Genomic DNA, 12,700 nt, shown 5'->3' with positions numbered 1-12,700 from the left:
TTTTTTATGAAAAGATAAAAAAGCAGGGACAAATTTAAAATTTTAGTGAAAATTCAAGAATAATATTGACAGTGTTTAAGTTTTATTTTATAATTTTAATGCAACCGCTTTTTTACATTTGTAAAAGGCGCGTAAAAAATTACTTTGTCTTGTCCGCAGAGTGATAAAAAATTTTAAGGAGTAATATGGACACTAAAAAAATTAGATGGTTTACCGTCGCATTTATCGCCTTCAACATGGTTTGGGGCATGGGAAATGTGGTCAATAACTTCGCCCAGCAAGGGATCACAGTTGTTACCTCATGGATTTTGATTTTGGCGCTTTACTTTGTACCTTATGCACTTATTGTTGGGCAGTTAGGCTCAACTTTTAAAGACAGTAAAGGAGGCGTAAGTTCGTGGGTTGAACAAACTTCAACAAAACGTCTTGCCTACTATGCAGCCTGGACATATTGGGTTGTGCATATCCCTTATCTGGCCCAAAAACCTCAAGCTATTTTGATTGCCTTTGGTTGGATTGGTCGTGGAGATGGACAGCTTGTAAGTTTGATGTCTGTTCCGATGGTTGCCATCATTTCATTGATTATTTTCCTTCTCTTCCTCTGGCTCGCAACAAAAGGTTTAAACACGCTTAAAGTTATTGGGGGACTTGCAGGAACAGCAATGTTTGTCATGAGCTTGCTCTTTATCGTGATGGCTGTCAGCGTTCCTTTTATTGCAAAAGACTTTGCAATCGCAACACCAGATATGGGAAATATCAACACGTATATCCCTAAATTCGACTTCAGTTACTTCACAACAATCTCTATGCTAGTCTTTGCGGTTGGTGGGGCAGAAAAAATTTCACCTTATGTCAACCAAATGAAGAGTCCTGCACGTGAGTTTCCAAAAGCAATGTTTATGCTTGCTGCAATGGTCGGTGTCTGTGCCGTTCTTGGCTCAGTTGCGATGGGTATGCTCTTTACAAGTGGTAACTTGCCTGATGACCTCATGGCCAATGGTGCCTATGCCGCCTTTCAAATGCTTGGCGAACACTATGGTATTGGCAATAGCCTGATGTATGTTTATGCCTTTACACAAGGTATCGGTCAAATTGCTGCGCTTGCCTTTTCAATAGATGCGCCATTGCGTATATTGCTTGCGGATGCAGATCCACAATTTGTTCCAGCTTGGCTACGTAAAACGACTGCCAAAGGAACATTGATCAATGGTTTTGTATTGACAGGAATTTTGGTAAGTATCGTTATTTTGATGCCTTTGCTTGGAATAGGAAACATGAACGAATTGGTCAAATGGCTGACAAACTTAAACTCAGTGGTGATGCCAATGCGCTACATGTGGGTATTCTTCGCCTTTATCATGCTTAATCGTGCGATCAAACACTTTACTTCTGAATACAAATTTATCAAGCAAAAACGCTTGGCGATGTTTGCTGGTATCTGGTGTTTCTTGTTCACTTTAGTAGCATGTGTCCTTGGTATGGTACCAAAAGTTGATTTTGCTGCCGACCCTTCGGCTTGGTGGTTCCAATTGACTTCGAACATTTTGACACCAGTTGTCTTGATTCTTTTAGGGATGCTCCTTCCATTTATTGCGCGTCGTGAGCAAAAAAAATCAAATGATTTAGTCTAAAAAGTAGTATAATAGAATGAGTAGTTTCGGAAGAAATTGCTCATTTTTTGATACGCTACTCTCATTGCCCCTAAAGGGTCTAATGAGGAACGTCAAGCTTTATCCGGCTTGTCTGCATGATATCCTCTTCATTGTGATTAAGAGGATGAATTGTGAAATTTTAGATAAAATAGATATAGGAGTAATGGCAGATGAATAATCCAAAACCACAAGAGTGGCTTGCTGCGGATTTGGAACAGGGCTATGTTTCAGATTATAAGCCTTTCAATTTTGTTGATGGTGAAGGTGTACGTTGCTCGCTTTACTTATCCGGCTGTAAATTCCACTGCGAAGGATGCTATAATCAAGCAACTTGGAATTTCCGTTACGGTAGTCCATATACAAAAGAATTAGAAGAAAGAATCATGACTGACTTGAGCCAGTCTTATGTTCAGGGATTGACATTACTTGGTGGTGAGCCTTTCCTCAATACTGGCGTTGCTTTACCGCTTGTCAAACGTATACGCGCAGAACTTCCTGAAAAGGATATTTGGTCTTGGACGGGTTATACTTGGGAAGAGCTTCTACAAGAGGATGAAACCAAACTTGAGCTTTTGCGAAATATTGATATACTTGTTGACGGTCGCTTTAAACTCAGTAAGAAAAACTTATTGCTCCAATTTAGAGGCTCTTCAAATCAACGAATTATTGATGTGAAAAAGTCCCTCGCTGAGCATCGAGTAGTCATCTGGGAAAAACTCAATGACGGTAAAGCAGCTGTAGAACAAATTCATAAGGAAAAGCTAATATGAAAACTGTGTTAGTAATTTGTGAATCAGGCTATTGGCATGACTTACGTGCAGGACTAGCAGCTGTAGAAATTGGCTTTCTCGGTTTTGACAAGAAAAAACCTAGGCGTTCCGAAATTGACCAATTAGTGGCGCAAGCTGACTTTGTGATGATTCGGAACCTCAATGTCGCTCATGCTTCAGTTCGATTTGCAAAAGAAGCAGCAAAAGCGAGTGATACACCTTTCTGGATAGGCAGTAATTTCGGTGTAGAAAAGATTATTGAAAAGCTTAAGCTTGCCTTTCCAGAAATAAAGTTGTCCGAAAAAACTATGAAGCCAAAAATGCCAAGAAAAAAAAGTCCGCAACAAAAGTTGGCTAATCCTTCTACGAACAATTCTGAAGAAAAGTACCAGCTACCCAAGAAAGCAAAAAATCTTGCCTTAAAATCGGCTCTGAAGGACTTTAAAGTTACTGAAGAGGAAGTTGATTTTGCAAAAATGTTTAAGCCCTGACATCAGGGCTTTTTTGCAAAAATGAGAGATAGCGAAAATGCAAGTCATTTGGTATAATTAGTTTTATGAATAAAATCCTCGAAGTAGAAAATCTAACTTTCAAATATGAAGAAGATCAAGAAGCGCCCACTTTAGATGGGGTATCTTTTACTGTCCAAGCAGGAGAGTGGGTTTCTATCATTGGTCAAAATGGTTCAGGAAAGTCAACCACAGCTCGTGCTATTGACGGTTTACTTGAAAATGTATCTGGAAATATAAAAATTGACGGACAAATTTTAAGTTCAGAGAACGTTTGGGCACTTCGTCAAAAAATAGGAATGGTTTTCCAAAACCCTGACAATCAATTTGTTGGAGCAACTGTTGAGGACGACGTCGCATTTGGAATGGAAAATCAGGGTATTCCTCGTGAAGAGATGATTTTGCGTGTGGACCAGGCTTTAAAACAAGTCAATATGCTAGAGTTTAAAGGCAAGGAACCTGCACGATTATCTGGTGGACAAAAACAGCGTGTTGCTATTGCAGGGATTATCGCATTGCGTCCAGAAATTATTATTCTTGATGAGGCAACTTCCATGCTTGATCCGACAGGACGTGCTGAAATCATGCGCGTTATCCGTGAAATTAAGGCAGAATATAATCTTACAGTGCTCTCGATTACTCATGACCTTGATGAAGCTACCCTGTCTGATCGTGTATTGGTCATGCGTGCGGGTAAAATTATCAAATCCGCCAAGCCAGAGGAACTTTTTGGTTCTGGTGAGGATATGATTAATATTGGTTTAGATATGCCTTTCACATCGAACTTAGCCGAGGATTTACGAGCGGACTTTAACTTGCCAGAAAAATATTTAAATGAAGAAGAACTGGCAGAACTCTTAGCAGAAAGACTGAGAAAATGATTAAATTTGATAAGGTAAATTTCACTTACCAACCGAATACTCCCTTTGCGAGTCGAGCGCTCTTTGACATCAATTTAGAGGTGGCAGAAGGAAGTTATACTGCCCTTATTGGCCATACAGGTTCAGGGAAATCAACACTATTACAACATCTTAATGGCCTGTTGCAACCTACAGAAGGTAAGGTCAATATTGATGATATTGTCATTCAGGCCAGCAGTAAACAAAAAGAAATCAAGCCAGCACGTAAAAAGGTGGGGGTTGTTTTCCAGTTTCCAGAAAGTCAGCTTTTTGAAGAAACGGTTTTGAAAGATGTTGCTTTTGGTCCACAAAACTTTGGTGTTTCGCAAGAAGAGGCGCTTAAAATTGCGCGTGAAAAGCTCGAGCTTGTCGGTCTAGCAGAAAAAAACTTTGAAAAATCGCCTTTTGAATTATCAGGTGGACAAATGCGCCGTGTTGCCATTGCGGGAATTTTAGCAATGGAACCTAAAGTTTTAGTTCTTGATGAACCCACTGCTGGATTGGATCCCAAAGCCCGTATCGAGATGATGGAGCTCTTTAGTCACCTGCATCAAGAAGGACAGACAGTTGTTTTGGTCACACATAATATGGATGACGTGGCCGAATATGCAGACAAGGTATATCTCTTAGAAAAAGGACGTGTTATTTCATCAGGTAGTCCTCAAGACGTTTTTCAAAATGTTGAATTTTTGATGCAGCATGAGCTTGGTGTACCTAAAACAACAGAATTTGCTGTCAAGTTAGAGCAGCGAGGTGTGGTCTTTGACCGCTTGCCTATCAAACGTCAAGAGTTGATTCAAATGCTGAAGGAGGCGAAAAAGTAGAATGCAAAATATGCTTATGGGACGTTACATCCCTGGAAATTCGCTGATTCATCGTCTGGATCCTCGTAGCAAACTTTTAGTCATGTTTATTTTTGTTATCGTGATTTTCTTTGCACATGACTGGTTAGGCTATTTACTCTTAATTCTTTACACTTTTGCTGGTGTCCTTTTATCAGGAATTTCTATTTCTTATTTCCTTAAAGGTCTAAGACCGATGATTGGCTTGATTTTATTTACAGTTATTTTTCAGATGCTGTTTACACCTGGAGAACATATTATTTTTCAATTTTGGATATTGAAAATATCAACAGAGAGCTTAATTAACGCACTCTATATTTTCTTCCGCTTTGTGTTAATTATCTTTATGTCAACAGTACTCACATTGACCACGCCGCCGCTAACCTTGGCAGATGGTATTGAAACTGGTTTAGCACCTTTGAAGAAAATCAAGGTACCGGTACATGAATTAGGACTTATGCTTTCGATTTCACTTCGCTTTATTCCAACATTGATGGACGATACAACCATGATTATGAATGCCCAAAAGGCAAGAGGTATGGATTTTGGTGAAGGGAATCTCTTGCAAAAAGTCCGCTCGATTATCCCGATATTGATTCCGCTCTTTGTTTCGAGCTTCCGCCGTGCAGAAGATTTAGCAGTTGCCATGGAGTCACGAGGCTATCAAGGAGGCGATGGGCGCAGTAAATATCGTCAGCTCAAATGGTCGAAAAATGATTTTATTTTATTACTGAGTATTTTTATATTGGCTGCTCTCTTACTGTCATGGAATACCTTTAGTCGTTAATTCGCACAGCTACTTTTAGAATAAAAAAACTGAATAATTTCGGTTTTTTTTGTTTAATTATGAGTTTATTCTTGCATTCGCAAATTTGATTTGCTATAATAATCAAGTAGTTAAAAAACGCACCCGTGGCTCAACTGGATAGAGTACCTGACTACGAATCAGGCGGTTGCAGGTTCGAATCCTGCCGGGTGCATAATAATTAATTCGGGCTTGCCCGTTTTATTATTGTAAAAAATTTTCATACCTTCGGGAAGTAGCTCAGCTTGGTAGAGTACTTGGTTTGGGACCAAGGTGTCGCAGGTTCGAATCCTGTCTTCCCGATTACCGACTAACCCTAACTCATCTTTCGTAGATGAGTTTTTTTGTTGGAAATGAAAACTGAGCCTGTATTGCGGTTGATGTCATCGAGTTAAAGAATAGATTCCTTGGAGTCTATTTTTTTATTTTGCTTTGAAGTTAGCATTAATATTGTCACTCTAGTATCAGGACGTACTATATACGTTAAAGCAAATAGGAGATATCAAGAAGTATTGCAATTCTAGAAGTAGCAGTTAAAAAGTTTTTTTGATTTTTTTTGTTATATTTCATATTTTTTTACGGATAATAGTGTGCCATGAATAAAATTTATTGTGAATAGGAGGATGTGAAGTCAACATTGCAGAACAGATCAAAAAATAGTAGAAAACAGACCTTGAGAATAAAAGTACTAACTGAAATGAGGCTTTTTTGAAAAAAAGAATTTTAAAATTTAATCTTGCTATTCTTCTACTCAGCATTTTATTTGGAATGTTTATTTTTCAGGTAGAGCAATATTCAAGAGATAAAGTGACAGACTTTTTTAGATATACGGATAGTTATTCTCCTGTAAAAAAACCTAAAAAAATAACGAATAAAAAAGAGAACGACAGCGCGATTGATATTATAGAAAAAATTTCAAAACAGGAGGGATTATTTACACTCTATAAAGTTGTAGACCAAGGGTACTTTATCAAAGAAGGGATCAATTTTAAGTTCCTAGAAAAAGCAGAGATAACCTTGTATGTACCTCAGACGCATCAAAAAAGCGTGTACAGCCCTCCATTGAGTAAATCAGTCTTAACTATAGACGGTATAGATAATTTAAAAAATAAAAATGAATTTGAGTGGCAAGTTTTTATAAAAACAGAGGATAAAAACAAATATAAAGATACGGTAGAGCAGATTAAAAATACTTATAACAAAGCTTTTGATGAGAACTATACTTACAAAGATTTTGCAGATTTTGAAAAAAGTGAAAGTTATGAATTATCATCGGGTAGGGACATTTACAATATTTCAAGCTATTTAAAGATTGGCATAACCTTTTTTACGGTGATGTTGAGTTTTTGGATTTTTTCAGTTCATAAAAAAATTCATATTTTACGACAAAATGGCTATTCTATCGTAGCGAGTATAAATAACTTTATCGGCAAGGGGTATGCAACTTGTATTTTTGTATCCATTGCTTTACTTACCTATTTATTAGGAAGCATTTCACGCATCTATTGTGTTAATTTTATGATAAATGTTGGACTACTCCTATCCTTTAGTTATATTTGGTTGATGATGCTGGTTTATGTCGTGGAAAAGTTAGGTCGGAGAAAAAAAGAGAGTAAAAATAAAGGAGAAAAGTTATTTATCAACATATTGCCAACAGCGATAAAACTTATTTTTCTGATGATGTTAGTCGTAATACACCTAGATTTAGCAAGGATTATGTATCAAGCCTCCAATATCACCTTTAATAGTGAAGTGCCTAAAAAAATAAGTGAAGATAACTATCATGTTTTTTACCCCGTTGTTGTGGGAAAAAATCAACTTGAATTTACCTATGACAAGGATTCTAGAGCAGAAGAAGAGGAGGAAATTTATCGCTATTTAAACCAAAAGGGAAGCTTGCTGGTAAGTATACAACATTATAATACAAAAGAGAACGAAGTATTTGGGAGAGAGATACAACTCAACCCTAATTATTTAAAAAAATTCGAGATTTTAGATGAAAATAATCAGAGAGTCCTTATAGAAGAAAGTGAAGAAAAAAGGATATTACTCATTCCCGAAAGATTCAAGGGAAGTGATGACTTAAAGAAGATAGAAGAATACTATTTTAAAGACTTACTCCAATTTGAGGATAAATTAACGGAGATTATCTATATCAAAGATAAACAACCTGTCTACAGTTTTGTTCCCAATAAGCCATGGATTGATGACTATCCTATTTTAGATATTTTAACACTCAAAAACAGCGACAGTTGGGAAAGGAATATTTTTAGTGGTGCTATGTATCCGCCAATCAAAATAAAAACAGCTGGGCAGTCAAGTGAAAAGCTTAGCGGGCTTTTAGAGAAAAACAAGTTAACAGATAATTTACCTTCTTTTGTCCCCTATGAAAAGTCAGAGATTACGCTAATAAAAAGCCTGTCTGGATCGCTCAGCTCTTTATTAATCAGCTCCCTATTGACTGTATTTGTCTTTTCCATTGTTTGCTTACTCACCACTGCCTATTTTTTCCAGTATCATAATAAAAAATTTTATTTGCTAAGGCTAAACGGTTATTCCTTTTTTGAAACTTATGCATCCGTCTTTTTATTGTTGCTATTCGAACTAATGATGGGTTTAACTATAGCTGCCTTCTTGTCTGAAATCAGCAAAGAATTTGTTATTAATATCTTTCTGGCCATGGTACTCAATGTCATTATAGTCAGTATGACTTTGTTTAGAGTTGAAAAAAGACAGTCTAATTAAATCTTTAAAGGGGAAAGTGATGAATAAAAACGAAATAGTCTCTCTATCTAATGTCCAAAAAAAATACAGGATAAACCCATTTTTTCAATCAATGCGTTTACTGTAAATAAGGGTGATTTTGTTACCATCAAAGGTGTCAGTGGTTCTGGAAAGACGACGCTGTTAAACATACTAGGGATGAACGACACGGTAAGTTCAGGAGAATATTTATTTGAAGGTATTGAAGCGGCAGAGCTGAAAGGAAAAGAAAAACTAAAAATCAAGAGAAATAAAATATCATTTTTATTTCAAGATTTCGGTCTAGTTGAAGAAGAAACAATTAATTTTAATTTAGAAATAGGCTTAAAATATAGCAAATTAAGTAGGAAAGAGAAAGTAAAACAAAAAAAGGAGGCACTGAATGCGGTCAATTTAAATAAAAAACTATCCACAATGATTAGCAGTTTATCTGGAGGAGAAAAACAGCGCGTTGCACTCGCGCGAATTATTTTAAAGCCATCCATACTTATCTTAGCGGATGAACCGACAGGTTCTTTAGATTCGCTCAACAGAGATATCGTTACGGATATTTTATTTCAACAATCAATAGAGGGGAAAGCAGTAATCATTGTCACCCATGATGAGGAACTGGCAAAGAAAGGGAATAAAAGCATAGAACTTTAATTTTGCGCTACTCTTTTTTTAAATCAACCCTACACAAGATCATGAACAATCCTCGGCTTTAAAATTATCGGAGACACAGCGACATTGTATATAAAAAATTTTTGGAGGTAAATATGAAAAAAATGATATATTTAGCAACTTTAGTACTTTCTTTTGGACTGTTCGGCGGTTTCCTAGGTGGTTCAGTGGCTTTTGCGGACAAACAAGAGCCATATGGGGATATCACACACACATCAGATTCTGAGGGATATATCCATTTTGACCCTGAAGGTAATATTGTAGAAAGTAATTTAGGGTCTAACACCAATAAGAAAGCAAGACCAGCTATTAATCATGCTTCAGGGAGATGGGTATATTTTTCTGACCTTTATGATTGGGGAAGAATGAAAAGAGGACATTCTAACCATTACAGCTCTAGATATCAAAGACATGGTGCTAAAGCTAAAGTAGGTACGAGAAGTCAAGTAGCAAATGCTGGATTTAAACAATGGGCACTTGCAACTACTTATGGAAGATCTTCTGCTACATTTTCTTGTTGGTATAACCCAACAAACTGGTATTAATTTTTAAGGAGATTGTTCATGGTCTTCTGTAAGATTGGTTTGAAAAAATAGCAGTGGATAAAAAGATGTTGTCTTCGGACAGCCATTGAGTTGTGTTTGCTGAGAAGTTTTCGTAGCTGAGTTTTTTGTTCTTTAATTCATCTAAAGAATTACATTTGCTTAACAAGCTCCTAAAGTCCCGCAAATTGTTAGGTGTGTAGAAGTACTTGAAGTATAATAGTGCATAACACTAAAAAAATTAGTGAATATATTACTTAAGGAAGATATTATATGGAAAAAGACTTGAAAAATGATGTCGGTTTTTTCGGAGCCTTATCTATCGTTGTCGGAACGGTTATTGGAGCAGGAGTATTCTTCAAAATTGCTGCGATGGTTGCAGTAACTCAATCTGCTTCGCTAACTTTGCTTGCTTGGGCAGTGGGTGGTATTTTAACGATTTGCGCTGGACTCAGTGTTGCTGAACTTGCTGCTGCCATTCCGGAAACAGGTGGTGCTGTAAAATATTTAGAGCGCAGTTATGGAAAACTAGTGGGCTTTCTTTTTGGCTGGGTACAAGTATTAATTTATAATCCTGGAAATATGGCAGCCCTAGGAATAATCTTTGCCACACAAGTTCTGAACTTACTTGGCCTACCTCAAGGCTTATTATTACCTATCGCTATTGCCTCTATTTTAACTATCATGTCTATTAATCTACTGGGTTCACGTTTTACTTCACGTTTTCAGCAAGTGACTTCGATTTTAAAATTAATCCCAATCTTTTTAATTATTATTTTTGGTTTGACAACCAATTCGCAAGTGGATGTGCAGTTGTTTCCGCTTCAGGCGGGACAAAATATCGGATTCTTTGCCGGTCTTGGTGGCGCTTTGGTCGCGAGTTTGTTTGCCTTTGACGGCTGGATGAATGTAGGGAATATCGCCGGTGAGATGAAAAATCCGCAAAAACATTTGTCGAAAGTTATCACCATCGGTCTATTGGTTATTTCATTTATTTATATTGCCATTAGCTTAGGGTTTTTGAAAGTTCTGCCTCTGGATCAGATTGCAGGAAATGCAAATACAGCTTCAGATGCTGCACAAAAATTATTTGGTGTAAATGGTGGTAAGCTCGTAACGATTGGGATTTTAGTTTCTGTTTATGGCACGCTCAATGGCTACACAATGACAGCAATTCGTGTGCCTTATGCTCTAGCTTTAGAAAACTCACTTCCTTTCTCAAAACACTTGAGTAAACTCAATAAAAATGCCATTCCCTTTGTTTCAACGGCCTTGGTTGGGAGTTTAGCTTGCATCTTTATGGCAGCAGGTTCCTTTGATATCCTGACAAATCTGGTCATCTTTGTAATGTGGTTTTTCTCCTTCTTGTTAATTCTTGCAGTATTTATCCTCCGCAAAAAGGAGCCAAATTTGCACCGTCCATATAAGGTTGTACTTTACCCTGTCCTTCCTGTCATTGGAATGTTGGGTGCCTTGTTTATCATGTGGACGACTATTACACAGCAGCCCGTTCTTGCGATGATTGGGATTGCTATTACGCTTGCCGGTATTCCTGTGTTTTATTACCAGACGAAAATGAAGCGAAGCAGCGATAGTGTTGCAGCAGTTGTTAAAGTAAAATCTAAATAAGAAGAACACTATAAATGATTCACTTGTCATGTTGACAGTTTTTAATAATTTTGCTAAAATAGTAAAGTTGAATATAGCAGTCAGCTAGAAAACTCGTCAACATTTCCCTTGTTACGAAGTAACCGAAGCTGTAAGGCGAAAGTGAAATGCACGAATTCGAGGCTGTCAATATTCTTCAAAAAAATTTGAAGGAGACATTTACATGTCACGTTATACTGGTCCATCTTGGAAACAATCACGCCGTCTCGGCATCTCACTTACAGGTTCTGGTAAAGAACTTGCACGTCGTAACTACGTACCTGGTCAACACGGGCCTAACAACCGTTCAAAACTTTCTGAATACGGTTTGCAATTGGCTGAAAAACAAAAACTCCGTTTCACTTACGGTGTTTCTGAACGTCAATTCCGTAACTTGTTTGTAGCAGCTACACGTGTTAAAGAAGGAACTCTTGGTTTCAACTTCATGACTTTGCTTGAACAACGTTTGGATAACGTTGTATTCCGTCTTGGTCTTGCAACTACACGTCGTCAAGCACGTCAATTCGTAAACCACGGTCACATCCTCGTTGATGGTAAACGCGTTGATATCCCATCATACCGTGTAGCACCTGGTCAAGTGATTTCAGTTCGTGAAAAATCTATGAAAGTTCCTGCAATCCTTGAAGCTGTTGAAGCAACTAAAGGACGTCCAAACTTCGTATCATTCGATGCTGATAAACTTGAAGGTTCACTCGTTCGTCTTCCAGAGCGCGATGAAATCAACACAGAAATCAACGAAGCACTTATCGTCGAATTCTACAACAAAATGATGTAATCTCGTTTCACACGAGTTATAACTCTAAGTCAGATTGACTTAGAGTTTTTTTGTTTTCAATAAAACTCTCAAAAATATTGAACTCAAAATAAAAAATCTGCTTAAATGCAGATTTTTTATCACCGAATTTCCATAATATCCTCAAGCCCCAAACGAAAGCTTGGTTGGCCAGTTTCCTCAGAAGTTCCAAAAGGGATGATGAGTTCTGGACGGTATTTTTTATCGACGTTGAGAATCTCATTGATTTTTTCTGTGCGTTTATAGCCAAGGGCAACATTGGCCTTATAACCTTTATCATAGATGGCATAGAGCAAGTTCATTGTGACAAGGCCAGTTGTCATAGACATATAGGTATTGAGATATTCAGCATCAAAACTATTGACATAAGCTTGATAGCGTTGAGTAAAGCGTTCAATGTCAAGGCTTGAAAGTTCTTCACTGCCACGCTCGCTAATAAGTTTAAGGCGATCGGCATATTGACTGTCCGCAAAAATCATGATCAAGCCACCTGCTGTTTCAATCTGCTCGTGATTTGAAGGATTGACTTCTTTTAAAAGTGCGGCTTTGGCTTCAGCTGAATCAATAACGACAAAATGCCAACTTTGTATATTAATGCCTGAAGGAGCTAAACGAGCAGTTTTAATAATGTCTTTTATCTCTTCAAGAGGAACTTTCTTCCTATCAAACTTTTTGACGGCATGGCGTGTTTGGGCTAATTCTAAATATTCCATTTCTTCCACTTTCTAATTTTTTACTAGAGCTATTTTAGCAAATAAACATCGAAATCACATGAATTGAAAATGGTGATAATA

General features: G+C 37.3%; 12 protein-coding genes and 2 tRNA genes. 13 read left to right on the top strand and 1 reads right to left on the bottom strand.

What is annotated here, in order from left to right; all coding sequences use genetic code 11:
- Positions 1 to 185: 185 nt before the first annotated feature.
- The 13 genes from lgb_RS09335 (at position 186) to rpsD (ending at position 11,888) form a co-directional block, all read left to right on the top strand.
- Positions 186 to 1,631, top strand: coding sequence for an APC family permease (locus tag lgb_RS09335; protein ID WP_019293665.1), 1,446 nt, complete (start codon positions 186 to 188; stop codon positions 1,629 to 1,631).
- 191 nt (positions 1,632 to 1,822) lie between these two features.
- A complete protein-coding gene (gene nrdG / locus lgb_RS09330; RefSeq protein WP_019293663.1) occupies positions 1,823 to 2,422 on the top strand; it encodes an anaerobic ribonucleoside-triphosphate reductase activating protein in 600 nt (199 codons plus the stop codon).
- Positions 2,419 to 2,913 carry a DUF2325 domain-containing protein gene (locus tag lgb_RS09325; protein ID WP_019293662.1) on the top strand — a complete coding sequence of 165 codons (495 nt, stop codon included), beginning with the start codon at positions 2,419 to 2,421 and terminating at the stop codon, positions 2,911 to 2,913. The genes nrdG and lgb_RS09325 overlap by 4 nt, the downstream gene beginning before the upstream one ends.
- A gap of 65 nt (positions 2,914 to 2,978) precedes the next feature.
- The gene (locus lgb_RS09320; RefSeq protein ID WP_249663212.1) at positions 2,979 to 3,812 is read left to right on the top strand and encodes an energy-coupling factor ABC transporter ATP-binding protein; all 834 of its coding nucleotides are present in this window, start codon (positions 2,979 to 2,981) and stop codon (positions 3,810 to 3,812) included.
- Positions 3,809 to 4,654, top strand: a complete 846-nt coding sequence (locus lgb_RS09315; protein WP_019292583.1) for an energy-coupling factor ABC transporter ATP-binding protein — start codon at positions 3,809 to 3,811, stop codon at positions 4,652 to 4,654. Before lgb_RS09320 ends, lgb_RS09315 begins: the two co-directional genes overlap by 4 nt.
- Position 4,655: 1 nt before the next feature.
- Positions 4,656 to 5,459 carry an energy-coupling factor transporter transmembrane component T family protein gene (locus tag lgb_RS09310; protein WP_019292582.1) on the top strand — a complete coding sequence of 268 codons (804 nt, stop codon included), beginning with the start codon at positions 4,656 to 4,658 and terminating at the stop codon, positions 5,457 to 5,459.
- A gap of 119 nt (positions 5,460 to 5,578) precedes the next feature.
- Positions 5,579 to 5,652 (top strand) — tRNA-Arg (locus lgb_RS09305).
- Positions 5,653 to 5,706: 54 nt separating this feature from the next.
- Positions 5,707 to 5,780, top strand: a tRNA-Pro gene (locus tag lgb_RS09300).
- A gap of 405 nt (positions 5,781 to 6,185) precedes the next feature.
- Positions 6,186 to 8,222, top strand: a complete 2,037-nt coding sequence (locus lgb_RS09295) for a DUF1430 domain-containing protein (RefSeq protein ID WP_019293661.1) — start codon at positions 6,186 to 6,188, stop codon at positions 8,220 to 8,222.
- Positions 8,223 to 8,285: 63 nt separating this feature from the next.
- Positions 8,286 to 8,885, top strand: coding sequence for an ATP-binding cassette domain-containing protein (locus tag lgb_RS09290; protein WP_029345764.1), 600 nt, complete (start codon positions 8,286 to 8,288; stop codon positions 8,883 to 8,885).
- A 113-nt stretch (positions 8,886 to 8,998) separates the two neighbouring features.
- The gene (locus lgb_RS09285) at positions 8,999 to 9,448 is read left to right on the top strand and encodes a hypothetical protein (RefSeq protein ID WP_019293660.1); all 450 of its coding nucleotides are present in this window, start codon (positions 8,999 to 9,001) and stop codon (positions 9,446 to 9,448) included.
- Between the two features lie 270 nt (positions 9,449 to 9,718).
- Positions 9,719 to 11,074, top strand: a complete 1,356-nt coding sequence (locus lgb_RS09280; protein ID WP_019293659.1) for an APC family permease — start codon at positions 9,719 to 9,721, stop codon at positions 11,072 to 11,074.
- 202 nt (positions 11,075 to 11,276) lie between these two features.
- Positions 11,277 to 11,888, top strand: coding sequence for a 30S ribosomal protein S4 (gene rpsD, locus lgb_RS09275; RefSeq protein WP_003133217.1), 612 nt, complete (start codon positions 11,277 to 11,279; stop codon positions 11,886 to 11,888).
- A gap of 119 nt (positions 11,889 to 12,007) precedes the next feature.
- Here the strand turns inward: rpsD and lgb_RS09270 are convergent, their stop codons facing one another.
- Positions 12,008 to 12,619, bottom strand: a complete 612-nt coding sequence (locus lgb_RS09270; protein WP_019293658.1) for a nitroreductase family protein — start codon at positions 12,617 to 12,619, stop codon at positions 12,008 to 12,010.
- Positions 12,620 to 12,700 lie beyond the last annotated feature (81 nt).

Origin of the sequence: Lactococcus petauri (assembly GCF_023499275.1) — a bacterium.
Taxonomy (GTDB): domain Bacteria; phylum Bacillota; class Bacilli; order Lactobacillales; family Streptococcaceae; genus Lactococcus; species Lactococcus petauri.
The sequence above is the reverse complement of the archived record's forward strand: the minus strand, read 5'-3'. Positions and strand labels throughout refer to the sequence as shown.

Bases quoted from the DNA above. Each gene is read 5' to 3' on its own strand.
- lgb_RS09335 (WP_019293665.1), top strand. From the start codon at position 186: ATGGACACTAAAAAAATTAGATGGTTTACCGTCGCATTTATCGCCTTC.
- nrdG (WP_019293663.1), top strand. From the start codon at position 1,823: ATGAATAATCCAAAACCACAAGAGTGGCTTGCTGCGGATTTGGAACAG.
- lgb_RS09325 (WP_019293662.1), top strand. From the start codon at position 2,419: ATGAAAACTGTGTTAGTAATTTGTGAATCAGGCTATTGGCATGACTTA.
- lgb_RS09320 (WP_249663212.1), top strand. From the start codon at position 2,979: ATGAATAAAATCCTCGAAGTAGAAAATCTAACTTTCAAATATGAAGAA.
- lgb_RS09315 (WP_019292583.1), top strand. From the start codon at position 3,809: ATGATTAAATTTGATAAGGTAAATTTCACTTACCAACCGAATACTCCC.
- lgb_RS09310 (WP_019292582.1), top strand. From the start codon at position 4,656: ATGCAAAATATGCTTATGGGACGTTACATCCCTGGAAATTCGCTGATT.
- lgb_RS09285 (WP_019293660.1), top strand. From the start codon at position 8,999: ATGAAAAAAATGATATATTTAGCAACTTTAGTACTTTCTTTTGGACTG.
- lgb_RS09280 (WP_019293659.1), top strand. From the start codon at position 9,719: ATGGAAAAAGACTTGAAAAATGATGTCGGTTTTTTCGGAGCCTTATCT.
- rpsD (WP_003133217.1), top strand. From the start codon at position 11,277: ATGTCACGTTATACTGGTCCATCTTGGAAACAATCACGCCGTCTCGGC.
- lgb_RS09270 (WP_019293658.1), bottom strand. From the start codon at position 12,619: ATGGAATATTTAGAATTAGCCCAAACACGCCATGCCGTCAAAAAGTTT.